Source organism: Geobacter metallireducens GS-15 (assembly GCF_000012925.1).
GTDB classification, from domain to species: Bacteria; Desulfobacterota; Desulfuromonadia; order Geobacterales; family Geobacteraceae; genus Geobacter; species Geobacter metallireducens.
Genome location: NC_007517.1, coordinates 2071153 through 2096931, shown reverse-complemented (window position 1 = coordinate 2096931; position 25779 = coordinate 2071153). Strand labels below are relative to the sequence as shown.

Below are 25779 nucleotides of genomic sequence, written 5' to 3'. Positions count from 1 at the left end.
AGATGGCTCTGGTGGTCCAAAAATACGGCGGCACCTCAATGGGATCGATTGAACGGATCCGCAATGTTGCCAAGAGGGTCGCCAAGACCTACGACGCGGGCAACGATATGGTGGTCGTCGTTTCGGCCATGTCCGGCGAAACCAACAAGCTCGTGGCCCTGGCCAATGAGGTGTGCGAGTTTCCCGATAACCGCGAGTATGACGTTCTGGTTGCCTCGGGCGAACAGGTATCCATCGCCCTTCTCGCCATGTGTCTCAAATCCATGGGATACAAAGCAAAATCCTACCATGGCTGGCAGGTGCCGATCATTACCGACAGCGTCTTCAGCAAGGCCCGCATTGAAGAGATTCCCGACGCAAAGGTGAGGGCTGACCTCAAGGACGGGACTATCGTTGTCGTGGCCGGTTTCCAGGGGATAGACAAGGACGGCAACGTTACCACGTTGGGGCGCGGCGGTTCCGATACCTCGGCCGTGGCCATGGCTGCCGCCATGAAGGCCGATGTCTGCGAGATCTACACCGACGTTGACGGTGTCTACACCACCGACCCCAACATCTGTGAGGACGCCCGTAAGATCGATAAGATTTCCTACGACGAGATGCTGGAACTGGCGAGCCTTGGAGCGAAAGTGCTCCAGATTCGTTCAGTCGAATTTGCCAAGAAATACAATGTGGACATACATGTCCGCTCAAGTTTCAATGACAATCAAGGGACTATGGTCACCAAGGAGGATAAGGACATGGAAGCTGTACTCGTTTCGGGTATCGCCTACGACAAGAATGAAGCTAAGATTGCCGTACTGGGCGTGCCGGACAAACCGGGGATTGCCGCCAAGATTTTGTCGTCCCTTTCCGATGCCAATATCTCGGTCGATATGATCGTCCAGAACGTGAGTGGTGGCGATCTTACCGATTTCACTTTTACTGTCACCAAGGCCGACTTCAAAAAGGCACTTGCCATCACCAAGGAAATTGCCACTGAGATCAAGGCAACGGGCGTGTCGGCCGATGAAAGCATTTCCAAGGTCTCCATCGTCGGCGTCGGCATGCGGAGCCATGCCGGTGTCGCCACCAAGATGTTCCAAACCCTTGCAAATGAAGGAATCAATATTCAGATGATTTCCACCTCCGAGATCAAGGTGTCTGTCGTTATTGACGCCAAGTACACGGAACTCGCCGTGAGGGTGCTCCACGAGGCATTCGGCCTTTCCGGCAAATAGCTTCAGATTAACTTCAGCGTATTCGTGTATAGCGTCTAGTGTCCGGCAACGCCGGCATGCTAAACGCTATACGCGTATCTAACACTTCATTTCAAAGGTGAATCAATGAGTCTCGTTAAACTGTACGATACCACCCTTCGTGACGGCACCCAGGCAGAGGACATATCGTTCCTCGTTGAAGACAAGATCCGTATCGCCAATAGGCTTGACGAGATCGGAATCCATTACATTGAAGGGGGGTGGCCCGGCAGCAACCCCAAGGATGTCGCCTTCTTCAAAGACATCAAGAAGGAGAAGCTCTCCCAGGCGAAGATCGCCGCTTTTGGTTCGACCCGCCGCGCCAAGATAACCCCTGACAAAGACCACAACCTGAAGACCCTCGTGCAGGCCGAGCCCGATGTCTGCACCATTTTCGGCAAAACCTGGGATTTTCATGTTCGGGAAGCATTGCGCATTTCCAACGAGGAGAATCTCGAGCTGATCTTCGATTCTCTTGAATATCTGAAGACCCGGGTTCCCGAGGTTTTCTACGACGCAGAGCACTTCTTTGACGGCTACAAGGCCAATCCCGACTATGCCATCAAAACCCTCAAGGCTGCTCAGGATGCCAAGGCCGACTGCATTGTGCTTTGTGACACCAACGGCGGTACTATGCCGTTCGAGCTTGCCGAGATTATCCGCGAGGTTCGCAAGCACATCTCAGCTCCCTTGGGCATTCACACACACAATGACTCCGAGTGTGCGGTCGCTAACTCTCTTCATGCGGTCAATGAGGGGATTGTGCAGGTTCAGGGCACCATCAACGGTTTTGGTGAGCGGTGCGGTAATGCCAATCTCTGCTCCATCATGCCTGCCCTCAGGCTCAAGATGAAGGCGGAGTGCGTGAGTGATGAGCAATTGAAGAAACTTCGGGATCTCTCCCGTTTTGTGTACGAACTGGCGAACCTTTCCCCTGACAAGCATCAGCCTTATGTGGGTAATTCAGCCTTTGCCCACAAGGGCGGGGTCCACGTGAGCGCCATTCAGCGCCATCCCGAGACCTATGAGCACATGAGGCCTGAACTGGTCGGCAACATGACCCGGGTGCTCATTTCCGACCTCTCCGGCCGCTCCAATATCCTTGCCAAGGCCGAGGAATTCAATATCAACATGGACAGCAAGGATCCGGTTACCCTTGAAATCCTCGATAATATCAAAGAGATGGAGAATCGGGGGTACCAGTTTGAGGGGGCCGAGGCTTCATTTGAATTGCTGATGAAGCGTGCTCTCGGTACTCATCGGAAGTTTTTCTCGGTTATCGGTTTCCGGGTTATTGATGAGAAACGCCACGAAGACCAGAAGCCTTTTTCCGAGGCGACTATCATGGTCAAGGTTGGCGGCAAGGTGGAGCACACTGCGGCTGAAGGCAACGGTCCAGTCAACGCTCTCGACAATGCCCTTCGCAAGGCCCTGGAGAAGTTCTATCCGAAACTGAAGGAAGTGAAGCTTCTTGACTACAAGGTTCGCGTCCTGCCGGCAGGGCAGGGTACAGCCTCATCCATTCGCGTTCTCATCGAGTCGGGCGACAAGGAAGCGCGGTGGGGGACGGTTGGTGTCTCGGAAAACATCATCGATGCCTCCTATCAGGCTCTGATCGACAGTATTGAGTACAAACTCCACAGGACAGAGGATGCGGAGGGCGTCAATAAATGAGGGAACGGGCGCATCTCATTGCGCTCTGGACCCTAGCAGTTCTGGCAAGTACTGTTTTAGTCACGAAAGGCCGTGGATTGCCACTCACTGAGGGTGGATCCACGGCCTTTCTTCTTGACCGCTCCAATGGCGTTAGGGTTAAGGTTACCGGTATTCAGGGAAAGTCTGGCGTTTATTGTCTTCCCGAAGACGCAGTCTTAAAGAGCGTCATAATTATGGCGTATCGAGGACTCACGGCAAATGCTTCAAAATCGTCCGACTTTGCCACTCGTCTCAAAGATGGAGACTGGGTAATGTTTGAGAGGGATGCCTCAGAACCAGTCAAAATTTCGTTGAAAACGATGCCTGCAACTGAAAGGATACTTCTAGGTATTCCACTTGACCCAGCCACAATGACCGAATCAGAATGGGAGCTACTTCCCGGGATCGGACCAACTCTCGCACGAAGGATTGTATTTGACCGTCAATACAATGGCGGTTTCAGGTCTATTAGAGACCTCGAGAGAGTTTCAGGCATAGGGAAAGTGACGGTGGACAAGCTGGAGCGATATTTCCCAAACACTGTAACGCATTGAATTATCAATAATAATTATTGATCGGGACAAGATTGAGAGTGTCATTCATTAGAGCTTGACCCGTTTGGCACATATGGTGAAATCTTCACTGCACTCACATCAAACTCTGCAGTGGAGGGGCTCCAAATGAAATGTCCAAAGTGCAAAGGGAGAATGTTTGCTGAAAAGTTTTATGATTTTGTAAGATCGTTCGACGCTTGGAAATGCACCTGCTGCGGCGAAGTGATAGACCCGACAATTCTGGCCAATCGGGCGAGAAATCATAACCTCTTCTTGGGCTAATAGGTTATCCCAAGAGGATCCAAAGAGAGGAAAGCATGGTCTTTCCTCTCTTTTTTTGTCTAAAATGATGACACGTTTAGGAGTCCTTTTATGGGGTTGGGGTCAGAGAATCTGGATACGAAGCGCTTCACGGATGAAATGCTCGACTGGGTCAGGGGCAGAGGCAAAATACTGATAGTGATCCATGATAACCCTGACCCGGACTGTCTCGCTTCGGCCATAGCGCTTCGCCATCTCTTCGTTATGAAGGTCAATCGCGAGGCTACAATCGCTTTTTCGGGCATGATTAGTAGGAGCGAGAATCTTGCCATGGCGAAGGAACTCGAAATTCCTCTAACTCCAATAGGGCTTATCAACTTCCGGGAGTTCTCCGTGGTCTGCATGCTGGACACGCAGCCAGGGACCGGGAACAACTCACTGCCAGCCGACAGCAGTGTTGATATTCTCGTCGATCATCATCCGATGCGGGAAACAAGCGAGAAGTGCCGATGGGTCGATATTCGTGAGGATTACGGAGTCACGGCAACCATACTTTACGAATACCTCGTGACTCAAGGCGTCTATCTGGGGACCAAGCTGGCAACAGCACTTTTTTACGCCATAAAATCAGAAACTCAGGATCTCGGCAGGGAGGCGAACAAGCCTGACCGAGACGCTTATCTCAAGCTGTTTACACTTTCCAACAAGAAACTTCTCTACGAAATCACTCATCCGAAACTTCCTGTCGAATATTATCTTATGGTGAATAGGGCTCTCGAAAATACCAAGATCTACGGGAAGCTCCTGATAACTAATCTCGCACAGATGAATTTTCCCGAAATGGTTGCCGAAATGGCAGATTTTTTCTTAAGGTTGGAAGGAATAGAATTAGTGCTTGCAATGGGGCAGTACGGCGATGGGATGCTGTTGTCGTTACGCACGATCCGGCACGATCTGAATGCCGGTATTCTTATTGGGGTTTTGGTTGAGGGAAGAGGGCACGCTGGCGGTCATGGCATGATGGCAGGGGGAAAGATTGAAAATGTGCCCGCTTCACCGGAGGCAATTCACGAAGCCGAGGATTTCCTTGCCAATAGACTCCTGGCTGAGCTTCATATTGTCGACACCAAGCCGCAAAGATTGCAGGAACTCAGAGAAAAGCGAAATTTTAACGATCCACTACGTGAGGTGTAAGGTCTCGTCATGTCATGCAGATTGACATCCTCCAGCCTATCGTTTAGTGTACGCAGCTTAAAATTTAGCACAGAGAGGTGAAATATGCGTTCGGACGGCCGTGAGGCGGGGAGCCTCAGGGGCATAAATATTACTCGGCATTATATCAAGCATGCGGAAGGGGCTGTGCTTGTGGAGTTTGGCGACACCAAGGTCATCTGTACCGCATCGGTGGAAGAGAGTGTCCCTCCATTTCTCCGGGGGAAGGGGACCGGTTGGGTGACTGCCGAGTATTCGATGCTTCCCCGTTCGACTCACACGCGTTCTTCGCGCGAAGCTGCCCGTGGAAAAATCGGTGGAAGGACCCACGAAATACAGAGGTTGATCGGCCGTTCGCTTCGTGCCGTCACAGATTTGACGCTTCTCGGGGAGAGAAGTGTCCTCATAGACTGTGATGTTATTCAGGCTGACGGAGGAACCAGGACTGCTTCCATAACCGGAGCCTATGTCGCTTTGGTGGATGCCTTGCACTTGCTTGTGGAGCGTGGTGTGTTGCCGTTGCTCCCCATCAAGGAAGCCGTTGCGGCGGTCAGTGTCGGAATAGTGGATGGCAACATTCTATTGGATCTGAATTACGTGGAAGATTCAGCGGCCGAAGTCGACATGAATTTTGTCATGACATCATCTGACCGTTTTGTAGAAGTACAGGGTACTGCCGAGTCGGAACCCTTTACCGTTGAACAGATGGACGGCATGCGTGTAGCTGCAGTGGAGGGAATACGAAAGCTTTTCTCGATTCAGAATGAGGCTCTTTCCCGATGACTGACTTGATTGTCGCCACGAGGAATAAGGGGAAGCTCCTGGAAATTGGAAAGATCCTAGAAGGAGTTCACTGCAGAATATACTCTCTTGCTGATTTTCCCGATCTTCCAGAGATTGAGGAGGACGGCGTAACGTTTGAACAGAATGCTATTAAGAAGGCTTCTGCAATAGCGCAATTAACCGGACTTCCTGCGCTAGCAGACGATTCAGGGCTTGTCGTCGATGCTCTCGGTGGGAGGCCGGGCGTTTTTTCTGCCCGCTATGCAGGGACTGGCGCCACTGATGAGACGAATAACGCAAAGCTCCTTGAAGAGTTACGGGGAACCCCTCCTGAAAGACGCGGAGCTGCCTTCCATTGCGTTATAGCTCTCTGTTTGCCTGATGGTTCATGCACCACCTTCTCGGGAGAACTCAGAGGATCTATCCTTGAAGTTCCCCAAGGGGGTGGTGGGTTTGGATATGATCCCCTGTTCTTTGTGGAGGAAGAAGGTTCGTCCCTCGCAGAGTTGCCTCTGGAAAGAAAAAATCGTCTCAGCCACCGAGGCAAAGCTTTAGAGTTGCTGAAGGGGAAATTATCTAAGGCGTGACGTAGAAAAAAGCTTGCATGCCCTCAATGGGTGTGCTATTAATGCAACTTCTTGCGGGGTGTAGCGCAGCCTGGCTAGCGCACCTGCCTTGGGAGCAGGGGGTCGGAGGTTCGAATCCTCTCACCCCGACCATCTCTGCGCCTGTAGCTCAGCTGGATAGAGCAACGGACTTCTAATCCGTAGGTCAGAGGTTCGAATCCTCTCAGGCGTGCCAAACCCAAATTATGGTGGCTATGGTGAAGGGGTCTAACACACATGACTGTGACTCATGCATTCGTGGGTTCAAATCCCACTAGCCACCCCAATTAATGCAAAGCCCCGTGATAAACGGGGCTTCTTCGTATGTGGGTAGTTCGTACATCTGCGAGAGTGGCGGAATTGGCAGACGCACTGGACTTAGGATCCAGCGGGCAACCGTAGGGGTTCGACTCCCCTCTCTCGCACCATCCCAGTCATGCAGAGGATTCCCCCCCGATAGATATTCAATTCAATTCAATCTGCCTTTCATTCAGTAACAACTCTGTCTGATATTCAAATAATCCAGAAAAGAAAGGATAAGTGATGACGAGTACTGTCGAGTCTCTCAGCAGCGTGAAAAAAAAGATTTCTTTCGAAATTCCGGCGGAGCGTGTTTCTGCCGAGATAGAAAAGGTTTTTGGTCAGATTCAGAAGCGTGCCGCCATCAAAGGGTTCAGGAAGGGAAAGGTACCCCGTTCCCTTGTGGAACAGAATTACCGGTCGATGATGGAGAGTGACGTTCTCAAGAACCTTTTCGACGAAACCTATTTCAAGGCCTTGGCCGATCATAAAATATTTCCTGTTTCCCATCCTCACATCGAAAGTGATGAAGTGAAGCGTGGTGAAGCGTTGAAATATTCAGCAACGGTTGAGGTTTTTCCGGAGATTGATGTCAAGGATTACAAAGGTCTCGAGGTGAAGAGGGAAAGATTTGTTTCCGATGTTGCACCCGTGGAGGCTCGCCTCAACGAGATGCGGGAAGGGATGGCCGAACTCAAGCCGCTGGAGGAAGGTAAATGCGCCGAGACTGGCAATTTCGTCGTGATTGATTTTGTCGGGTCTGTCGACGGCATACCCTTTGAGGGCGGAGCTGCCGAAAGCTATCAACTCGAACTTGGATCTGGACGTTTCATTCCTGGTTTCGAGGACCAGCTTGTTGGTGTCAAGGCCGGGGAGCAGAGAACCGTTGAGGTAACGTTCCCGGAGGAGTACGGGAACAAGGATCTTGCCGGAAAGGCGGCTAGCTTCGCCGTTACGGTCAAGGAGGCAAAGGTTAAGGAACTCCCGGAGCTTGACGACGAGTTCGCGATGCAGTTTGGTGAGTTTGAGACTCTTGAGCAACTGAAAACCAAGCTTGCCGAGTTGCACAAAGATCAGGAGACCGCCAGGATCAAAGCTGATGTGCAGGACCGTATCGTCAAGGCGCTAATCGGAAACAACGAGATTGAAGTCCCGTCGACTCTGGTGGAGCGGCAGCTTCAAATGATGCTGTCGAATATGAAAAACCGCCTTGCTCAACAGCGCCTTTCCCTGGAGATGATGGGAATGGACGATGAGAGTTTCAAGACCCATTATCGTGATTCCGCCGAGAGTCAGGTCAAAGGGTCGCTGCTCCTGGAAGCCGTGGCTAAAAAGGAAGGAATCACCGTAAATGATCCTGATGTCGAGGCTAAGCTTCGTGCCATGGCCGAAGAGGCCGGACAGGATTTTGATCGGGTAAAGGACTTCTACGAGCAGAATCATAATGCCAAGGAAAATCTTGTGGCTCATCTGAACGAGGAAAAAGTCTTGGGGTATCTTCTGGAGAATGCTGTCGTAACGGAAGTGGCCAAGGACGAACTCTAATAACATATGGTTTCCGGAGGGAATATGCTCGTACCGATCGTGGTCGAACAAACCGGCAGGGGAGAGCGCTCTTACGACATCTATTCGCGCCTTCTGAAGGACCGGATCATTTTTCTTGGCGGCCCCATTGACGATCACGTGGCAAATCTTGTGATTGCCCAGCTTCTCTTCTTAGAGGCCGAGGATCCGGACAAGGATATTCACCTCTATATCAACTCTCCGGGAGGTGTCGTGACTGCCGGTATGGCGATATACGATACCATGCAGTATATAAAGGCTCCCGTCTCCACGATTTGCGTCGGCCAAGCCGCTTCAATGGGAGCTCTTCTTCTTTCCGGCGGCGAGAAGGGGAAACGGTTCAGCCTGACCCATTCCCGGATCATGATCCATCAGCCGCTTGGCGGTTTCCAGGGGCAGGCGACCGATATTCACATCCACGCCCAGGAAATTTTGAAGATGAAAAAAAGGCTCAATGAGATCATCGCCGAAAATTCAGGGCAGGCTCTTGAGAAGGTTGAAGCTGACACCGAGCGTGATTATTTTATGTCTGGTGAAGAAGCAAAATCGTATGGTATTATTGACGCAATTATAGCGCGTAAACCCACCAGCGGAGGTTCTCGGTGAGTAGAAGAAACGACAGCAGCGAAAATCTGACCTGTTCTTTCTGTGGCAAGAGCCAGGATGAGGTGAAGAAGCTCATCGCAGGGCCGACGGTCTATATTTGTGATGAATGCATCGAACTCTGCAATGATATTATTGCCGAAGAAAGCAAGCTTGAAGAGGCCATGGGACCGGACGTAAAGAAACTTCCCAAGCCCCGTGAAATCAAGGATGTTCTTGATGAGTACGTCATCGGTCAGGACCGGGCCAAGAAAATCCTTGCCGTTGCTGTCTACAATCACTACAAGCGTATCGAGTCCATGGGTAAGCCAAGCGACGTGGAGATGCAGAAAAGCAACATACTCCTCTTGGGTCCCACCGGTTCAGGCAAGACTCTTCTTGCCCAGACCCTTGCGCGGATTCTCAGGGTTCCGTTCGCGATGGCTGACGCCACCAATCTTACGGAAGCCGGGTATGTTGGTGAGGATGTTGAGAATATTATCCTCAACCTCCTGCAGGCTGCCGATTACGATGTGGAGCGTGCCCAGAAGGGCATTATCTATATTGACGAAATAGACAAGATTGCCCGCAAATCCGATTCTCCGTCCATAACCCGCGATGTCTCGGGGGAAGGGGTTCAGCAGGCGTTGCTCAAAATAATTGAAGGCACCGTTGCCAGCGTGCCTCCAAAGGGTGGCCGAAAGCATCCCCAGCAGGAATTTCTCAAGGTTGATACCTCAAACATTCTGTTCATCTGCGGTGGAGCCTTTGCCGGCCTCGATAACATCATTCAGCAGCGTATTGGTGTCAAGACCCTTGGCTTTGGTGCCGACGTCAAGAGCAAGGTGGAGAAGAAGGCCGGTGAACTCCTTACTGACGTTACCCCGGAGGATCTTCTCAAGTTCGGGTTTATCCCAGAGTTTATTGGGCGTCTTCCGGTGCTTGCCACGCTTCACGAACTGGACGAGGCAGCAATGGTTCAGATTCTCAAAGAACCGAAGAGTGCTCTCGTCAAGCAGTACCAGAAACTCTTCGAGATGGAACACGTGAAGCTCAAATTTACCGATGGTTCACTCGTCGCTATAGCGCGTGAAGCTCTGAAGCGCAAGACTGGTGCCCGGGGGCTTCGATCCATTCTGGAAAATGCCATGCTCGATATCATGTACGAGATTCCTTCTCAAACCATGGTAAAGGAAGTAGTCATAAGCGAAGATGTAATCTATAACCGGGAAAAACCGATCATAGTCTACGAAAGTGTGGCGGAATCCGCCTGATCTGAGGAACTAGATGCACGATAATCAAGGTAGTCAACCGCTCAAGAGAGGGGATCTGGAAAGATTCCCTCTTTTACCATTAAGAGATATTGTTGTGTTCCCGCACATGGTTGTTCCGCTTTTTGTCGGAAGGGAGAAGTCCATTTCTGCCCTGGAAGCAGCCATGAACGATAACCGTCTGATCTTTCTCGCTACCCAGAAAAACGCCAAGACCGAAGAACCGAATGAAGAGGATATCTATTCGATTGGTACGGTTTCTCAGGTGATCCAACTCCTCAAGCTCCCCGACGGAACCGTGAAAGTTCTCGTTGAGGGGAAAAGGCGAGGTGTTATTGCGTCATATCACCCTGAAGCGAATCATTTTATTGTCGAGGTGCAGCCTCTTCCTGGCGAGTCAGAAACAACCTCTGAGATGGAAGCCCTTGTACGCAGCGCCCGTTCTACCTTTGAGAGTTACGTGAAGCTGACTAAGGGAATACCGCAGGAAACCGTCAGTGCGACCCTTAATATTACCGACCCCGGCAGGCTTGCCGATACCCTGGCGCCTCATCTCAACCTCAAGCTGAGTGATCGGCAGGAACTTCTTGCTCTTGCCGAGTCGGGTCATCGGTTAGAAAGGCTCCTTGCCTTCATGGAGTCCGAGGTCGAAATCCTGCAACTTGAAAGTAAGATTCGCACCCGCGTCAAGAAGCAGATGGAGAAGAACCAGAAGGAATACTACCTCAATGAACAGATGAGAGCGATCCAGAAGGAGCTTGGGGGAAAGGACGACTACAAGCAGGAGATCGCAGAACTCGAGGAAAAGGTTTCACAGGGCAAGCTCTCCAAGGAAGCAAAACAAAAGGCATTGGCCGAACTGAAAAAGCTCAAGCTCATGTCCCCTGCTTCTGCCGAGGCGGCTGTTGTCAGAAACTATGTTGACTGGCTTGCTACACTCCCGTGGGGAAAGCTCTCCAGGGAAAAGCACGACATTGTTGCCGCAGAGAGAATACTCGACGAGGATCATTATGGGCTTGTCAAGGTCAAGGAACGCATCCTTGAGTTCCTGTCCGTACAGACGCTCGTCAAGAAAATCAGGGGGCCGATTCTGTGTCTTGTTGGCCCTCCCGGGGTTGGGAAGACATCCCTCGCGCGCTCTATTGCCACAGCGACTGGCCGAAAATTCGTCAAGATGTCGCTGGGGGGCATGCGTGACGAGGCTGAAATTCGCGGGCATCGTCGCACGTACGTGGGGGCCATGCCCGGCAAGATTATCCAGAACCTGAAGAAGGCGGGGAGCAATAACCCCGTATTTCTGCTGGATGAGCTCGATAAAATGAGTTCAGACTTCCGCGGTGACCCGGCATCTGCAATGCTTGAAGTTCTTGACCCCGAGCAGAACGCCCATTTCAGCGATCATTTTCTCGATGTTGAGTATGATCTTTCACGGGTAATGTTTATTGCTACCGCCAACTCAATCCATGGGATACCACGCCCGCTGCTCGACAGGCTTGAGGTTATCCGACTCGACGGGTACACCGAGCATGAAAAGCTAGCAATTGCTGAACGTTACCTCGTGAAAAAACAGATGGAGGCCAATGGTCTTGCCCTGGAGAGGGTGAGTATTTCCTCGAAAGCAATTTTGGATATGATCAGATTTTACTCACGCGAGGCGGGGGTGCGGAACCTCGAGCGCGAGATAGCTTCGGTATGCCGCAAGGTTGCCCACCGCATCGTGAGAGGCGAGAAGAAAAAATTTACACTCCAGCCCAAGCACCTCAAGGATTTTCTGGGCCCTCCCCGATTCAGGATTGGAACAGCCGAGGAAAAGGATTCAGCGGGTGCCGTTACCGGCCTTGCGTGGACTGAAGTCGGCGGAGATCTCCTCACCATCGAGGTGGCAATTGTTCCTGGAAAGGGGAAGCTTACTATAACCGGAAAGCTGGGTGAGGTAATGCAGGAATCGGCCCAGGCGGCCATGACTTATGTAAGATCACGTGCCCATATTCTTGGGCTTGAGCGGGATTTTTATCAGGCAATCGATATCCATATCCATGTTCCTGAAGGTGCGATTCCAAAAGATGGGCCGTCTGCGGGAATCACCATCGCAACGGCAATTACTTCGGCCTTGACCGGTAGAGGTGTTCGCCGGGACATCGCCATGACCGGAGAGGTGACCCTGAGAGGCAATGTGCTTCCCATAGGCGGACTCAAGGAAAAACTTCTTGCCGCACGTCGCGGGGGGATTAAAGAAGTAATAATCCCCGGAGATAATCAGAAAGACCTTCATGAAATTCCCCAGGAAGTATATGAGGGAATGACTATTACATCCGTTTCCCATATGGATGAAGTCCTGTCAAGGGCTCTTCTTGAAGGCACATTATCCGTGGTTGCTCCCTCTGGCGTAACAGTCTCTGAAGGTCAAGCAACAAATATTGTTACTGCCCATTGAGAAATAAAATTATGGTTGACAGGATGTATGGTGGTTTGGTATAAACAAAATCCGTTTTGTAAGGGCTTTGTTGTCGGAACTGACGTTATTTTAAGTGGTTAGTTCATTGTTCTTACTTATATTTGGGGTCGTAGTTAAGTTGGTTATAACGCCGGCCTGTCACGCCGGAGGCCGCGGGTTCGAGCCCCGTCGACCCCGCCAAATATAAGGGCGAATAGCTCAGCTGGGAGAGCGCCAGCCTTACAAGCTGGATGTCGGGGGTTCGATCCCCTCTTCGCCCACCACATAATGTCGTAAGGAGACTTATTCAGTACGGCATTACTGAAGTAAACAGTTGAATAGTTTGGGGTCGTAGTTAAGTTGGTTATAACGCCGGCCTGTCACGCCGGAGGCCGCGGGTTCGAGCCCCGTCGACCCCGCCATCTGCAAAAAAAGGTCATGCATCGCATGGCCTTTTTTTGTTGCTTATTTTTATATAGATCCTGTGTTATTTTCATTCAGTTGACCTGCTGAAACATAATTCTCTATCCTGCAAACAAAATTTATTTGTATGGGCGTCCGGTTTGCTAGCGGCGGCAGCATGGGAATAACGTATCTGAACCAGCGTATTTTGTGGAGGGAGAAAATCAGGTGAAGGTATATGTCGTCGTACCAACCTATAACGAGAGTGACAATATCGTTGCACTTATGGAGAAGATACTGGCTCAGCGTGACAACATACATGTCCTGGTGGTGGATGATAATTCTCCGGACGGCACGGGAGAAATCGCTGCCCGGATGAGTAGTGACAATCCACGTATCCACGTGCTCCGCCGTTCTGGTAAAATGGGGCTTGGCTCAGCCTATTGTGACGGATTCAGAGTGGCTTTGAGGGATGGGGCCGATTTCATCATCGAAATGGATGCCGACTTTTCCCACGACCCGGCAACTATTCCAGCGCTCCTTGCCGCTACGGACAAGTATGACGTTGTGGTTGGATCTCGCTATCTGAACGGCGTAAGTGTTGTCAATTGGCCCATCAGACGACTGATGCTCAGCTACTTCGCAAGTGTCTACACACGATTCGTAACCGGGCTTGCGCTTCGAGACTGCACCAGCGGCTTCAAGTGCTTCCGACGTCGAGTTATTGAATCCGTCGACTTGGATACGATACGGTCCGACGGATACTCATTCCAGATTGAGATGAACTACCGTTGCGTCGAGCGAGGTTTCCGTGTCGGCGAGATTCCGATTATCTTCATTGACCGTCATGCGGGAAGTTCCAAAATGTCGAAGAAGATTGTCCGGGAAGCCGTCTTGATGGTCTGGAAGTTAAAGCTAGGTTCATTGGTCAAAAAGCTGACTCGCAGGGGGGACCGCCATGCTGCATGATGGCTGGGCAGTTATCTGTCAGGTTGGTTTGTGGGGATGGATAGCCTCGACTATGGTTCTTATTGTTAAGGCATTCCCAAAACGCGGGACAATGAACGGTAAGGCCGCTGCAGGGTGGGGGGGAGCGATGGCCGTCTTTTTTACCATCTGGATTGTGGGGATGATGCTGGCATGAAGTCTGTTCTTCATTCGTGTTCTGTACGGTACTTATTATATCTCTTGCTCGGTCTCATCCTTCTGGGTTGTGCTGGAGTAGGCACCAGCCCCATTGCTCTCCATGACCCTGCAGTTGACCTTGTCTGGCCTCCGCCGCCTAATCCGCCCCGAATCCGATTCCTCCGCGAAATAACCGGACCAGAACAGATTGTGCCGATTCAGAGTAAGGTTGGGCGCCTTTGGCAAATCGTTACCGGGGAAGAGCGGGTGATGATACCCCTGATGACGCCATACGGATTAGCCAGTGACGGTGGCTCCCTCCTCTGCGTTGCGGATTCCTCTACACGGGTAGTACAGTGCTACGATCTGAATAATCGTGAAGTTTTCTACATCCGCCAAGCCGGGGACGAGCCGCTCGCAAGTCCCGTTGGAGTGGCCTTTGATTCGAACGGTAATGTGCTGGTGTCTGATTCAATCAATGCCAGGGTATACGTTTTTTCGCGCCAGGGAGAGTACCTTCGGGAGTTTGGCAACGGAGAGACCACGTTCAAAAGGCCGGCCGGGATTGCTGTTGCCGGTAACGGTGATGTTTATGTGGTTGATGTGTTGGCACATAAATTGAAGAAGTTTGACAAGGATGGACATTATCGTGGGGAGTTTCCCCGCGACGGGAGTGGCGAGCCACTCAGCTTGCCGTCCAACGTAGCGGTGGATAGGGAAGGAAACACCTACGTAACTGATTCCATGAACTTCACTATAAAAAAATATGATCGTAATGGAAATTTCCTTAGGAGTTTCGGCGAAGTCGGCGATGCCCCCGGTTCATTCGCGCGACCGCGGGGGGTGGCCGTGGACAGCGAACTTCATGTTTATGCTGTGGATGCCTCATTCGATAATTTTCAGATATTTGATCAGGAAGGGAAACTCCTCCTTTTCGTGGGAAAGCCTGGTAACGGGCCGGGCGAGTTCTATCTCCCGAGCGGATTATTCATAGACAAGCATGACCGGATCTTTGTTGCCGACACGTATAACAAACGTATCCAGATATTTGAGTACCTGAGGCAAGGCACGCCATGATGGTTAAAACAGACAACCTTTTTCCGGTTTTATTGTTTCTGATTGTTGTTTTTTTCGATACAGGCGCCGGTTTTGGTGCTCAAGGCCCCAAGTTCACGGAAGGCGGCAACAAACATAACCTCTCGTTCAGCAATACCGGCGTGAACTACAAAGCTACGAACGCTTCCGATCCAAGGGGCAAGCAAATCTGCATTTTCTGCCACACCCCCCACAACGCCAAACCTCAAACGGTCCTTTGGAACCGTAACGATACCACCCAGACCTTCGGCCATTATTCATCCAACACTCTTGCCATCCACACCGACCCTGCGGCGAAGACCTCAAGCGATTACAAGTCTGAGCCCAATGGTTCATCGCGCCTCTGTCTAAGTTGCCACGACGGCGTCACTGCACTGGGAGCCGTTTTGAACGGTGACGCCATTGAGGTGAACAACAACGTCAATACGGTTATGTCGGGGACCCATGTTTTTAACCGAACAAAGATAACCAATTCCCACCATCCGGTTTCATTTGTGTATAACGCCTCTGTCCGTGATCGGCTCAATGTCTTGGAGGGACCTGGTAATTCGTACCAACTTCCAACCAATGCTAAAATTCGTCTGGATAGAGAAAACAGGATGCAGTGCATAACCTGTCATGATCCCCATCAGACGCAGTATAACGATCCTTCCACGCCTTTCTGGGTTCTTGACGGAACGTCCGCAACAAATGCCCACGACTCGGTGTGCACTAACTGTCACAATTTCACGAATAATCCATGAGTAAGCAACAATGGCGATAAAAAATCTTATACTTACATTGGCGTTTTTGTTGTTTATGTCACCTGCGCCTTTCGCTGCATCCTATCCAAAAGATGCAGTTCACCTTGATACCAATAAGGTGTCCACCGGTTGTTCCACCTGCCACCTGAGCTTCAATTTCAAGTCGGGCGGTGGTCCTGAAACTTGTATAATCTGTCATGGTGACCCTTCAAGGTTGAAGCAATCATATAAAAATATGCCGAAAAATTTTGCTCCCGCCGGAAGCAATAGAAAAAATATTGAAGCGGAGTTCCTCAAAACTTATCACCATCCGGCGTTTGATGCCCGAGGGATTCACCAAAGCAACGAGATTCTCCCTGAGACGGATTCCCGTATCCCACGCCACGCCGAGTGCGTTGATTGCCATAATCCCCATTACGTTACCAGCGAGAACAAGTTCGCAGGAATCAGGGGAAAGCGGGTGGGTAACGTAATTTCGTCCGTAAACAAGGAATATGAACTTTGTTACAAGTGTCACGGTGAAAGTGCCAACCTGCCAGGGAGGCAAGTAAACAAACGGATGGAGTTTGCACTGACCAATCCTTCCTTTCATCCCGTGGAGGGGGAGGGGAAGAATACGGCGGTCATCAGCCTTCTGAAACCGTACAAAGAAAAGAAAATTAATGCGGGTGAAGTAGCTACAATTTCATGCGGTGACTGCCATGGGAGCGAGAATCCAGAGTCCCCACGAGGGCCCCATGGTTCGCAGTATGAACATATCCTCGTGGACCATTATTCGACAAGCGACAAGCAGTCGGAAACACCCTATACCTATGCTCTCTGCTACCGTTGTCACGATCGTACGAGCATTCTCGGAAACGAGAGCTTCCGTTACCATGCCTTGCACATTCAAGGAAGAGGAGGTGGAAACGGTGCCGACTCAGGAACTTCATGCTATACCTGTCACAGCTCCCACGGGAGTCCGGATAATAAGTATCTGATTACCTTCAATAAATCAGTAGTGTCACCAAACTCTCAGGGGCAACTCAAGTTTGTAGAGAAGGGTATTTCGACATTCCGGGGCGAATGCTACCTTTCCTGTCATGGTGTCGATCACAATCCCAAGGTTTACTAGACCCACAGAGGTGCCAGGCGATGTCATTCGTGAAGCAGGGAATTGGGGCTTGCGTTGCGGTGCTTGTTCTCTCGGGAACAGGGATTGCCGCGCCGGAGGTTCCGGATGGCGCAGTCAATCCCCACACCTCTCCCGAGAGTTGTGGGGTCTGCCATGTACTCCCCAAGGAAAAACTGGGAAGTTTTTTTGTTGCTAATGCAACCAAAAGACAGCTCCTCACCAACCAGGTGGCTCTCTGCAGGCAGTGTCACGGCATGGAGTTCGGCCACGGCATCGGCATGAAACCGGAGATGAACCGAGAAAGTCTCCCTTTGGCTGAGGACGGGACCATTACCTGTGCCATCACCTGCCATGCCATGCACGTTAAGAATCCTGGCAATCAGGAACAGGAGCGTTATCATCTGCGTCTTCCCCTGTCGAAAATCTGTTTATCATGTCACGAAAAATGAACTGCAATAGTTGATGCCACGGAATGTTAAGAATACGCTAAAACTGCGTATCTATTTGGTTTTTTGTTTATGTTTTGATTCTGTTGTGTTAAGAAAGACCTATGGCTCTCTACACTTGCAAGCTTGGCTCCACAGAAGGCAGAATCATTGTCAAGGAATTTGAAGCGGTAAATCCCGAAATCCTTCGCGTCAGTCTGGAGGAACAGGGTTTTTTTGTCTTTGAAGTAAAAAAAAAGCCGTTGCAGTTTTTGTGGGAAAGGGGCGGACGCAATAGGAGGGTGGACAACAAGACCCTTCTGACCTTGAACCAGGAACTGCTGGTTCTCATCAAGGCCGGCCTACCAATCATACAAGCACTGGATACCATTCTAGAGCGCTTTGATCGAGGGCAACTCGCGGATATTCTCAAGGAAGTCCGCGAGAACGTCAAAGGAGGCATGGCTCTTTCCGATGCCTTGGAAAAGTATCCTAAGGCGTTTCCCCATCTCTATGTTGCTTCCGTCAGGGCCGGCGAACGGACAGGAGACCTTCCCCTTACCATCAGGCGTTACATCGCTTTTCTGAAGAGGGTAGAGGAAGTGCGGAAAAGATTCGTCTCAGCCCTCGTCTATCCATCGATTCTTGTTACCGTGGCAACCATCGCGATTGCTTTCCTGCTGGTGTACGTGGTCCCGACCTTCAGCCAGGTTTATGCCGATGCCGGTTCGCAATTGCCGCTCCCCACAAGGATTTTGATCTCGTTCTCCTCAACACTCAAACACTACATTCTCTTTGTTATTGCATTGATCGGTGCCGTTGTCATGGCCCTGCGTCGATGGGCCGCAACCGAGCGGGGGCGCTTCTGGGTTGACGATCTCAGGATTCGCCTCCCTTTTATTGGTGAGGTTTTCTCGAAGTTTGCCGTTGCTTCCTTTACCCGCACTCTCGCAACGGTCATCGGCAGCGGTATTCCTATCGTGGAGTCGCTGAAGATGTCGGTCGGCACGCTTAATAATGTGGTTCTCGAAAGAAGGCTTCTCCAGGCGGTTGTTAAGGTGGAGGAGGGGATGAGCCTCTCCAATGCCATCGAGTCGGTAAAATTCATGCCACCTCTGGCGCTCCGCATGCTCGGGGTAGGAGAGACGACCGGATCTCTGGAGGAGATGTTGAGCGACATCTCGGAATATTTTGAAAGTGATATCGATGCACGGCTTCATCTCCTTACCACTGCCATCGAACCCGCCATTATGATTGTCATGGGGCTGGTGGTCGGCGTCATCATCATTACCATGTATCTTCCGGTATTCAAGATCGCTGGGACAGTTGGATAATCAAGGGTCGGAGACTAATTGCGGGCACAGGGCCTGATCGGATCAAACCATTATGAAGCATGTCTTTAAAAGGAAGAATATCGGCGAAATTCTTATCGAACGCGGGTCATTGAGAACCGATGACCTTCCCTTCGTCGTCGAAAGACTGAAGGCGACCGCAAAGCGTTTCGGGGAGATATGTGTCGAGGAAGGCTTCATTACCGAAGAGTCCCTGGCGGAGTCCCTGGCGGAGCAATTCGGCTTGGAGTACGTCGATGCCCGGGGACTGCGCCCCAACGAGGCAATTCTCAACGCGCTTCCTCCCGATGCCATTTACCGGTTCCGATTTGTTCCCTTGGAGGAGCAGGACAACAGCCTTGTCATCCTCATCTCTGATCCCACCGATGTCATAAAACTTGACGAGCTTGAACTGCTCCTCGATCGGCCTCTTATCATTAAATTGGCCACTGAATCGGCGATTTCCGCCATCCTGAAAAAAGGAGAGGCCACGAGCCGGGTCCTCAAGGAAGTTTCCGAGGACTTCATGCTCCAACTCGTGCGGGAGAACGAGACGGGTGAGGAGATCCTCTCCATGGAGAAGATCTCCGCCGATACGAGCCCGATCATTAAGCTGGTCAACTCTACCGTCATGGATGCCCTGACGCGAAGGGCAAGCGATATCCATATCGAAACGGCGTTGGAAGGGGTTGTCATCAAATACCGGATCGATGGGGTTCTCTACCGAGCAACGGAGACACTCGACGTCCATTTCCAGGCACCGATCATCTCACGCCTCAAGGTCATGAGCGAGCTCGACATTTCAGAGCGGCGCATTCCCCAGGATGGACGTTTCAAGGTCCGGATTGCCGACAAGGCCATCGATTTCCGCGTTTCTATCATGCCGAGCGCCTTCGGAGAAGACGCTGTTATCCGTATCCTCGACAAGGAGAGCATCGCCTCCGATCTCAAGGGGCTGACCCTTGAAACCCTTGGCATGAACCCGCGGGAGATGAAAAGACTGCGGAAAAAGGTCCGCGAGCCCTACGGGATGGTGCTAGTAACCGGACCAACCGGGTCAGGCAAGACCACGACCCTGTATGCTGCTCTTACCGAGATTCATACCGGTGAGGAAAAGATCATCACCATCGAGGATCCTGTTGAGTATGCCTTGCGGGGGATTGTCCAGATTCCGGTCAACGAGAAGAAGGGGCTGACCTTTGCCCGGGGATTGCGCTCAATCCTTCGGCACGACCCTGACAAGATCATGGTGGGGGAGATCCGCGATCCTGAAACTGCTCAGATCGCCGTGCAATCCGCACTGACGGGACACTTGGTATTCACCACGGTACACGCCAATAACGTGTTTGACGTTCTCGGTCGTTTTATTCACATGGGTATCGACCCCTACAACTTCGTTTCCTGCCTGAACTGCGTCATGGCCCAGCGATTGGTGCGCAAGCTTTGCTCCCACTGCAAGTTGCCGACTGTGCATCCTGATTCGGTACTCATTGAATCAGGACTTGACCCGGAGCAGTGTCGCAGCGTAACCTTTTTCGATGCGCGCGGGTGCGACGAGTGTAACGGCACTGGTTATCGCGGTCGCTCCGCCATAATTGAGCTGCTTGATCTCAACGACCACATCCGTGAACTGATCATGTCTAAGACGCCGGCTGCCCAACTCAAGGTGGCCGCCCGGGAAGCGGGAACGGTTTTCCTTCGCGAGTCGGCTGTGGAAAAGGTCTTGGCCGGAGAGACGTCTCTGCGGGAAATCAATCGCGTCACCTTTGTTGAATAGCGCTTGGTCCACTTTATCGATGAAAGGCTTTCATGTTTTTTTCCCGTAATGCAGTGGGGATGGAGATAACCCAGCATGGGGTCAGGATGGCAGCGGTTGGCGGAAGCAAGAACCGTCCGAAGCTGCTCGCCTGTGAAACCGCCCAGTTCCCGGCCGGAACCGTTAGACTCGTTCATCGGGAGCCGAACGTTGTGGAGCCGGCTCTTTTCGTGAAGGAGGTGAAAGAGGCGTACCTGAAGCTTCTTCACCGTACCGGCCTTGTCTCGGTGTCACTGCCCGACGCCTGCGGGCGGGTGGTCATCCTTGACCTGGAGACTCGCTTTAAGAATCGTGACGAGGGATATGACATTATCCGGTGGAAGCTCAAAAAGAGTCTTCCTTTCGACGTAAACGAAATGCATCTTGATTATCAGCTGCTGCGAGAGAAAGAGAACGGCGAGATATCGGTTCTTGTGGCAATCATTGCACGGCAAGTGGTCAGCCAGTACGAAGAACTGCTGGCCGAAGCGGGAATTCAGCCGGCTCACATCGATTTCACCTCATTTAACCTCTATCGGCTTTTCTCTCCGCGGATAGCCATGAGCGAAAGTTCCCTGTTTGTTGCATGTCATGATAATGTGTTGAGCATACTTATATTTCATCAAGATGTACTTGAGTTCTACCGGGCAAAGGAACTGCCGGGCTCTGATCTTGATATGAACCGTGTTTTCATGGAAACCAATAATTCGCTCCTTTTTTATCGTGACAAGAATCCTGGGCGGGAGTTTCGCGAAGCCTTCTGTCTGGCGCCCGCCGGGGATGGTGAGTTGTTCAGGACAGTCATTACCGAAGCGTGTGGTCTGGAGCCCTTCATGCTTTTGCCGGATACGTTCGTTGGCAATCCGGCCTCTTCCGTGGGGGGTGGTGGGGTGCCATTGGCTTCCTTGGCAGCTGCCCTTGGTGCTGCAACGAGGAATCTCTGATGGATCTGAAGATCAATCTTTCGACTCGCTATTTTATTGATACGCGGAAATTGAATGCTGCATTGGCCGCTGCTGTCGCCCTGCTGGTGCTGGTCCTGTTCTTCGTTGTCAAAGGGGTCGCCACGAACGCCGGTCAGGCAAAGCAACTTGAAGGTGAACTGGCGAAACTTCAGGAACGATTTGCGACATCGGCCAAGGGAGTGACAGAGCAGGAGTATCAGGGAATCATAAAGAAAATTTCAGTCGCCAATGGAATCCTCAAGAAAAGAGGGCTTAATTGGCTCCTTCTGCTCGATCAGTTGGAGTCTGTAGTGCCCGATGGCGTTACTCTTTCATCCATAGAGCCGAAACTCAAAGAGGGGACCCTGACGCTCGCTGGAACTGCGAAGGAATTTCGCAATTTGAGGACCTTTGTGGAAAATCTCGAAGGAGCCCCCCGGTTTTCCGACGTGTTTCTCCAGAGCCAGACAGAAGTCAAAGAGGGAACTGATCAGAGGGGCGTGGGATTCACCGTTACGTGCAAGGTGGATTTCCTATGACCAGAAATCAGTTTCTGGAGGTCCTTAAGGCCAAGCGGATGTCAATTGCCGTGATCCTCGTTCTCATTCTGGTGAATATGGGGATCGTGATGTACTCCCAGCTGGTTCAGGAGCCGAAACTCGTCAAGCTCCAGAATGAATGGACTGAGAAGCGTCGTCTCGTGACGGGTGGTGGGGACCTAGGGACGATTTATCGTCAGGGGACAGCCGACCTTGCAGCGTTTCAGGAGCGTATACCTCTGAAGCGGGATTTTACCCGGCAGATGATGGAAGTTTTTGAAATAGCTGCCAACAATGGGTTGAAGGTCAAGGGAATCACCTATAAACCCGAGGCCCAGAAGGAGGCAAATCTGGTCGTCTATGGTGTGACAATGAGTCTCGATGGCCAATACGCCGGCATAAAGAGTTTCATTTCCGATCTTCAGTGTCACGGAGGTCTTTTGACGATAGACTCGATTTCCCTCTCAAACACCAGCATGATCGAGGAGGCGGTTTCTCTCAAGATGCAACTTTCCGCCTATCTGCGTCCGGAGGGGAAATGAACCGTCAGAGGCTCATTCTTTCCATTCTCCTTGTGGTGCTCGTGGTCGCCGCCATCGTGAGCTACATCAGAATGCCGTGTCAGCAGACGGTATCGAAGGTGACATCCCCCCCGACGAAGGTCAGCCGTTCCCCAAAACCTAACGGAGCGGCTGCAACCGACGATAGAAAACTCAGGCTTGATCTTCTTGAATGTACTTCAAACCGGTTTGCCGGTTTTCGACGAAATATATTCCGTCCTATTTTCCGCGGCGAAACGCAGCAATCGCGTCCGTTGCCGTTGACCTTGCCGAAGGCCGTTCCGCTTCCTCCTCCGCCTGCAGCTCCAGTGGCGCTGCCGCCCCCGATGCCGGTCGCACCGCAACCGCCGCAGGTGGTGCGGGACATGGCAAAATTCACCTTCCTGGGGTTTCTCAAGAAGGATAACCACAAAACCATCTTCCTTGCCCGTGACAAGGAGATTATCCTGGTACGCCAGGGCGACAAAATTGCCGGGAACTACGAAGCGACAACCATCACCGATGAGGCGCTGTCAATCCGCTCTCTTACCGACGGAAGCGAGATGGTGATTCCCCTTGTCGAGAACCGGCCTCTCGCCGGCCAGATACGATGAACGTCCGATGGTTTAAGGAGCCGCATACATGAGGATCATCTTCAAGATAATAGCTTTCTTGTCCTTTTTTGCTTTCCTGTCAGGGTGTGGGGCCGGACTAACTGCATTCAGCAAGGGAGAGCGGCTTGAGCGGGAAGGAAAGCTCGACGAGGCTGTCATCAAGTATTCCGAGGCGGTCGCATCCAATCCGGAGATGAACGAATACCGCATGAGGCTCCTCAAGACGAGCGAGGAAGCGGCGCTTCGGCATCTGAGCAAGGGAGATGAGTTCATTGCCCTCAAGAATTACGATGCAGCGCTTGTCGAGTACCAGGCAGCAGTTGCCCTCGATCCGTCGCTTCAACGGGCGAAACAGGAGAGCGACAAGCTCGTTCGCCAAAAGAATTCGAGAACCTATTTCAAAGAAGGACAGGATTTTGAACGGGGTAACAAACCAAGAGAAGCACTCCAGGCCTATCGCAAGGCACTTGACCTCGACGGGCAAAACAAAGAGGCAAAGGAAGCCCTTGAGCGTCTGTTGAGCACAAAAAAAACCCGACTGGAAGGGTATGAGCTGAATCTGAAGTCCACAAAGCCAATTACCCTGAAATTCAAAGACGCAAACCTGAAAGACGTCTTCTACATAGTTACCCAACTTTCCGGAATCAACTTTATCTTTGATGACACAATCAAGGACCAAAAAGTAACGATTTATCTGGAAAATGCAAATTTCCAGCAGGCCCTCGACCTGTTGACCAACATGAACAAGCTCGGTAAGAAAGTGCTGAACGAGAGCACCATACTCATCTTTCCTAAAACACCCGAGAAATCAAAGCAGTATGAAGATCTGGTCGTCAAGACGTTTTTCCTGAACACCCTCGATGCCAAGAAGGCGGTGAACCTTCTCCGGACGATGCTTCAGGTTCGCAAGGTTTACGTTAACGAAGAGTTGAATGCTATTGTTGTGCGTGATACGTCTGAACTGGTCGATGTGGCGGGCAAGATTCTCGAAGCCAATGATGTTCCCGATGCCGAGGTGCTGCTGGACGTTGAGGTCATCGAGGTGTCGAAACGGAACATAGAGAACTTTGGCCTCGCCCTGAGCAAATATGCCGTGTCCCTGAATACCCAGACACCGGGCGGGGGGTTCCTGAATGATACATTTTCAAGGGCATCGGTGAGTTCAAGCACAGGAACTACTATACAGGGAACAGCTGGGAGTGAGTTGTTGCAGACGTTCTCATGGAACGGTTACAGCGGATTTATGACGGTCCCCAGTGCCTCGTACAGTTTTGGCAAGAGCATTACCAACGCGGAGGTGCTTGCCAATCCGAAAATCAGGGTCAAGAATCGGGAAAAATCCAAGTTCACCGTTGGTACCCGCGTGCCGATTACAACCACGTCAACAACCGGCACAACCGGCGGCTTCAGTGTGAACGTCCAGTACGTGGATGTCGGCGTCAAATTGAACGCTGAACCGACCATCATGCTCAATAACGAGGTCTCTATCAAGCTGGGACTTGAGGTCAGTTCGATTATCGATAAGCAGACAGTGGGCGGAACGGACTCTGCGACAACGGTCGTAACCATCGGAACCCGTAACCTCGATACGGTCTTGAACCTCAAGGATGGAGAAACAAGTGTCATTGGTGGATTGATTGAAGACAACAAGCAGAAGGGAAAGCAGAAAATCTTTTTGCTGGGTGACATCCCCATCATTGGCCCGCTTCTATCCAACAACTCCAACGATAACCAGAAGCGTGAACTGATTCTCGCCATTACTCCGCGTCTGGTCCGTTCCGTCACCGTTCCCGAGCCTGATCTTGTTTCCTTCTGGTCGGGCAAGGAGGACGATCCCTCGGTTGTCAAACCATTCGCTTCATTTGAGCTTGAGCCGGAGTTTGCCATCGGCCAACCCAAAACCGTCAAGCAGCCGGCAGCATCGCCTGCACCGGTTCCTGCTTCTGTCTCTGCACCTGCCCAGAGAGTTGCGCCTCTACAACCCGTTCCCGGTAGTCCGGCACCCACGGCAGCCCCGCAGACAACGACTTCCCCGGAAGTCAAACAATCGGCGGCGCCGGCTCCAGGTCAGCAGCCTGCCCCGCCGTCCACAGCGCAATCCCAGGCGGTTGCGCCCCTTCCCGTACCGGCTTCTCCTGCGGCTCCTGCCGCGACGGTGGCAGCAGCGTCTGCCGTCCCTGTTGCTGCAGCACCTGCGCCAGCCGTGCGCGGAAGCCTTAATATATCTGCACCGGCAGCTGTGAATCTCGGCTCCCAGTTCAAGGTCGAGATCAGGGTCTCCGACGTCAAGGGCCTCCTTAAGGCGCCCTTTGTCCTTATCTACGATCCGATTTTCATAGATTATGTGGGGGCAGTCGAAGGGACGTTCCTGAATCGGGATGGCAAGCCGACCAGCTTCAACGCCCAGGTAGATAAGGCGAAGGGAAGGGTGACCATTACATTGGCGCGAACCGGTGCCGAAGGCATCGACGGTGCCGGTTCGCTCCTCACCGCGACCTTCACTGCCAAGAACAAGGGGCCGGCCAGCCTCGGCCTCCAGAGCGTGAACTTCACTGACCAGGCAAATAAGCCGATTGATGTCGTACCCTACAATACGGTTGTCGAAGTTAAGTGAG

The 25779-nt window shown here is 51.7% G+C and carries 23 protein-coding genes and 7 tRNA genes; all 30 read left to right on the top strand.

Going from position 1 to position 25779, the window contains the following annotated elements; genetic code table 11:
• The first annotated feature begins 2 nt into the window (after positions 1-2).
• On the top strand, positions 3-1220 hold the full coding sequence (locus GMET_RS09500; protein WP_004511964.1) for an aspartate kinase: 1218 nt from the start codon (positions 3-5) through the stop codon (positions 1218-1220).
• A gap of 105 nt (positions 1221-1325) precedes the next feature.
• Positions 1326-2912: a citramalate synthase gene (gene cimA / locus GMET_RS09495; protein ID WP_004511965.1), complete on the top strand. Its 1587-nt coding sequence runs from the start codon at positions 1326-1328 to the stop codon at positions 2910-2912.
• Positions 2909-3487: a ComEA family DNA-binding protein gene (locus GMET_RS09490; RefSeq protein WP_004511966.1), complete on the top strand. Its 579-nt coding sequence runs from the start codon at positions 2909-2911 to the stop codon at positions 3485-3487. The genes cimA and GMET_RS09490 overlap by 4 nt, the downstream gene beginning before the upstream one ends.
• A 372-nt stretch (positions 3488-3859) precedes the next feature.
• Entirely contained in the window at positions 3860-4942 is a 1083-nt protein-coding gene (locus tag GMET_RS09485; RefSeq protein ID WP_004511968.1) for a DHH family phosphoesterase, read from the top strand.
• Between the two features lie 84 nt (positions 4943-5026).
• Positions 5027-5743, top strand: a complete 717-nt coding sequence (gene rph, locus GMET_RS09480; protein WP_004511969.1) for a ribonuclease PH — start codon at positions 5027-5029, stop codon at positions 5741-5743.
• Positions 5740-6330, top strand: a complete 591-nt coding sequence (locus GMET_RS09475) for an XTP/dITP diphosphatase (RefSeq protein WP_004511970.1) — start codon at positions 5740-5742, stop codon at positions 6328-6330. Before rph ends, GMET_RS09475 begins: the two co-directional genes overlap by 4 nt.
• Positions 6331-6384: 54 nt before the next feature.
• Positions 6385-6462 (top strand) — tRNA-Pro (locus GMET_RS09470).
• A 5-nt stretch (positions 6463-6467) separates the two neighbouring features.
• A tRNA-Arg gene (locus tag GMET_RS09465) sits at positions 6468-6544 on the top strand.
• A 13-nt stretch (positions 6545-6557) separates the two neighbouring features.
• Positions 6558-6634, top strand: a tRNA-His gene (locus GMET_RS09460).
• A gap of 59 nt (positions 6635-6693) precedes the next feature.
• Positions 6694-6776 (top strand) — tRNA-Leu (locus GMET_RS09455).
• Between the two features lie 115 nt (positions 6777-6891).
• Positions 6892-8193: a trigger factor gene (tig, locus tag GMET_RS09450; protein WP_004511971.1), complete on the top strand. Its 1302-nt coding sequence runs from the start codon at positions 6892-6894 to the stop codon at positions 8191-8193.
• Between the two features lie 24 nt (positions 8194-8217).
• Positions 8218-8817, top strand: coding sequence for an ATP-dependent Clp endopeptidase proteolytic subunit ClpP (gene clpP / locus GMET_RS09445; RefSeq protein ID WP_004511972.1), 600 nt, complete (start codon positions 8218-8220; stop codon positions 8815-8817).
• Positions 8814-10067: an ATP-dependent Clp protease ATP-binding subunit ClpX gene (gene clpX, locus GMET_RS09440; RefSeq protein ID WP_004511973.1), complete on the top strand. Its 1254-nt coding sequence runs from the start codon at positions 8814-8816 to the stop codon at positions 10065-10067. The genes clpP and clpX overlap by 4 nt, the downstream gene beginning before the upstream one ends.
• Before the next feature lie 13 nt (positions 10068-10080).
• Entirely contained in the window at positions 10081-12498 is a 2418-nt protein-coding gene (gene lon, locus GMET_RS09435; protein WP_011365882.1) for an endopeptidase La, read from the top strand.
• A gap of 124 nt (positions 12499-12622) precedes the next feature.
• Positions 12623-12699, top strand: a tRNA-Asp gene (locus GMET_RS09430).
• A gap of 7 nt (positions 12700-12706) precedes the next feature.
• Positions 12707-12782, top strand: a tRNA-Val gene (locus tag GMET_RS09425).
• Positions 12783-12843: 61 nt separating this feature from the next.
• A tRNA-Asp gene (locus tag GMET_RS09420) sits at positions 12844-12920 on the top strand.
• Positions 12921-13128: 208 nt separating this feature from the next.
• Positions 13129-13869 carry a polyprenol monophosphomannose synthase gene (locus GMET_RS09415; protein WP_004511975.1) on the top strand — a complete coding sequence of 247 codons (741 nt, stop codon included), beginning with the start codon at positions 13129-13131 and terminating at the stop codon, positions 13867-13869.
• The gene (locus GMET_RS09410; RefSeq protein ID WP_004511976.1) at positions 13859-14044 is read left to right on the top strand and encodes a hypothetical protein; all 186 of its coding nucleotides are present in this window, start codon (positions 13859-13861) and stop codon (positions 14042-14044) included. The genes GMET_RS09415 and GMET_RS09410 overlap by 11 nt, the downstream gene beginning before the upstream one ends.
• 251 nt (positions 14045-14295) lie before the next feature.
• Positions 14296-15102 (top strand): 6-bladed beta-propeller, encoded by an 807-nt coding sequence (locus GMET_RS09405; protein ID WP_238379022.1) that lies wholly within the window; start codon positions 14296-14298, stop codon positions 15100-15102.
• The gene (locus GMET_RS18345) at positions 15099-15863 is read left to right on the top strand and encodes a hypothetical protein (protein WP_004511978.1); all 765 of its coding nucleotides are present in this window, start codon (positions 15099-15101) and stop codon (positions 15861-15863) included. Before GMET_RS09405 ends, GMET_RS18345 begins: the two co-directional genes overlap by 4 nt.
• Before the next feature lie 10 nt (positions 15864-15873).
• Complete coding sequence (locus GMET_RS18340) at positions 15874-16977, top strand: cytochrome c3 family protein (protein WP_004511979.1); 1104 nt, start codon at positions 15874-15876, stop codon at positions 16975-16977.
• 20 nt (positions 16978-16997) lie between these two features.
• Positions 16998-17426, top strand: a complete 429-nt coding sequence (locus GMET_RS18335) for a hypothetical protein (protein WP_004511980.1) — start codon at positions 16998-17000, stop codon at positions 17424-17426.
• Positions 17427-17527: 101 nt separating this feature from the next.
• Positions 17528-18736: a type II secretion system F family protein gene (locus GMET_RS09390; RefSeq protein ID WP_004511981.1), complete on the top strand. Its 1209-nt coding sequence runs from the start codon at positions 17528-17530 to the stop codon at positions 18734-18736.
• 52 nt (positions 18737-18788) lie between these two features.
• The gene (locus GMET_RS09385; protein WP_004511982.1) at positions 18789-20510 is read left to right on the top strand and encodes a GspE/PulE family protein; all 1722 of its coding nucleotides are present in this window, start codon (positions 18789-18791) and stop codon (positions 20508-20510) included.
• Positions 20511-20569: 59 nt separating this feature from the next.
• Positions 20570-21472 carry a type IV pilus biogenesis protein PilM gene (gene pilM, locus GMET_RS09380; protein ID WP_238378895.1) on the top strand — a complete coding sequence of 301 codons (903 nt, stop codon included), beginning with the start codon at positions 20570-20572 and terminating at the stop codon, positions 21470-21472.
• Positions 21472-22011, top strand: coding sequence for a PilN domain-containing protein (locus GMET_RS09375; protein WP_004511984.1), 540 nt, complete (start codon positions 21472-21474; stop codon positions 22009-22011). Before pilM ends, GMET_RS09375 begins: the two co-directional genes overlap by 1 nt.
• Positions 22008-22553, top strand: coding sequence for a type 4a pilus biogenesis protein PilO (gene pilO / locus GMET_RS09370; RefSeq protein ID WP_004511985.1), 546 nt, complete (start codon positions 22008-22010; stop codon positions 22551-22553). Before GMET_RS09375 ends, pilO begins: the two co-directional genes overlap by 4 nt.
• Before the next feature lie 383 nt (positions 22554-22936).
• The gene (locus GMET_RS19015; protein ID WP_238378894.1) at positions 22937-23164 is read left to right on the top strand and encodes a hypothetical protein; all 228 of its coding nucleotides are present in this window, start codon (positions 22937-22939) and stop codon (positions 23162-23164) included.
• A 28-nt stretch (positions 23165-23192) separates the two neighbouring features.
• On the top strand, positions 23193-25778 hold the full coding sequence (locus GMET_RS09360; RefSeq protein ID WP_011365881.1) for a secretin and TonB N-terminal domain-containing protein: 2586 nt from the start codon (positions 23193-23195) through the stop codon (positions 25776-25778).
• Position 25779: the final 1 nt, after the last annotated feature.

What these genes read in the sequence shown, in the direction of transcription:
- GMET_RS09405 (WP_238379022.1), top strand. Translation starts at nt 14,296, where the DNA reads ATGATACCCCTGATGACGCCATACGGATTAGCCAGTGACGGTGGCTCC.
- GMET_RS09475 (WP_004511970.1), top strand. Translation starts at nt 5,740, where the DNA reads ATGACTGACTTGATTGTCGCCACGAGGAATAAGGGGAAGCTCCTGGAA.
- GMET_RS09490 (WP_004511966.1), top strand. Translation starts at nt 2,909, where the DNA reads ATGAGGGAACGGGCGCATCTCATTGCGCTCTGGACCCTAGCAGTTCTG.
- lon (WP_011365882.1), top strand. Translation starts at nt 10,081, where the DNA reads ATGCACGATAATCAAGGTAGTCAACCGCTCAAGAGAGGGGATCTGGAA.
- tig (WP_004511971.1), top strand. Translation starts at nt 6,892, where the DNA reads ATGACGAGTACTGTCGAGTCTCTCAGCAGCGTGAAAAAAAAGATTTCT.
- GMET_RS09360 (WP_011365881.1), top strand. Translation starts at nt 23,193, where the DNA reads ATGAGGATCATCTTCAAGATAATAGCTTTCTTGTCCTTTTTTGCTTTC.
- cimA (WP_004511965.1), top strand. Translation starts at nt 1,326, where the DNA reads ATGAGTCTCGTTAAACTGTACGATACCACCCTTCGTGACGGCACCCAG.
- pilM (WP_238378895.1), top strand. Translation starts at nt 20,570, where the DNA reads ATGGAGATAACCCAGCATGGGGTCAGGATGGCAGCGGTTGGCGGAAGC.
- GMET_RS09410 (WP_004511976.1), top strand. Translation starts at nt 13,859, where the DNA reads ATGCTGCATGATGGCTGGGCAGTTATCTGTCAGGTTGGTTTGTGGGGA.
- GMET_RS09375 (WP_004511984.1), top strand. Translation starts at nt 21,472, where the DNA reads ATGGATCTGAAGATCAATCTTTCGACTCGCTATTTTATTGATACGCGG.
- clpP (WP_004511972.1), top strand. Translation starts at nt 8,218, where the DNA reads ATGCTCGTACCGATCGTGGTCGAACAAACCGGCAGGGGAGAGCGCTCT.
- GMET_RS18335 (WP_004511980.1), top strand. Translation starts at nt 16,998, where the DNA reads ATGTCATTCGTGAAGCAGGGAATTGGGGCTTGCGTTGCGGTGCTTGTT.
- GMET_RS09390 (WP_004511981.1), top strand. Translation starts at nt 17,528, where the DNA reads ATGGCTCTCTACACTTGCAAGCTTGGCTCCACAGAAGGCAGAATCATT.
- GMET_RS09385 (WP_004511982.1), top strand. Translation starts at nt 18,789, where the DNA reads ATGAAGCATGTCTTTAAAAGGAAGAATATCGGCGAAATTCTTATCGAA.
- GMET_RS18345 (WP_004511978.1), top strand. Translation starts at nt 15,099, where the DNA reads ATGATGGTTAAAACAGACAACCTTTTTCCGGTTTTATTGTTTCTGATT.
- rph (WP_004511969.1), top strand. Translation starts at nt 5,027, where the DNA reads ATGCGTTCGGACGGCCGTGAGGCGGGGAGCCTCAGGGGCATAAATATT.
- GMET_RS09500 (WP_004511964.1), top strand. Translation starts at nt 3, where the DNA reads ATGGCTCTGGTGGTCCAAAAATACGGCGGCACCTCAATGGGATCGATT.
- GMET_RS09485 (WP_004511968.1), top strand. Translation starts at nt 3,860, where the DNA reads ATGGGGTTGGGGTCAGAGAATCTGGATACGAAGCGCTTCACGGATGAA.
- pilO (WP_004511985.1), top strand. Translation starts at nt 22,008, where the DNA reads ATGACCAGAAATCAGTTTCTGGAGGTCCTTAAGGCCAAGCGGATGTCA.
- GMET_RS18340 (WP_004511979.1), top strand. Translation starts at nt 15,874, where the DNA reads ATGGCGATAAAAAATCTTATACTTACATTGGCGTTTTTGTTGTTTATG.
- GMET_RS19015 (WP_238378894.1), top strand. Translation starts at nt 22,937, where the DNA reads ATGGCAAAATTCACCTTCCTGGGGTTTCTCAAGAAGGATAACCACAAA.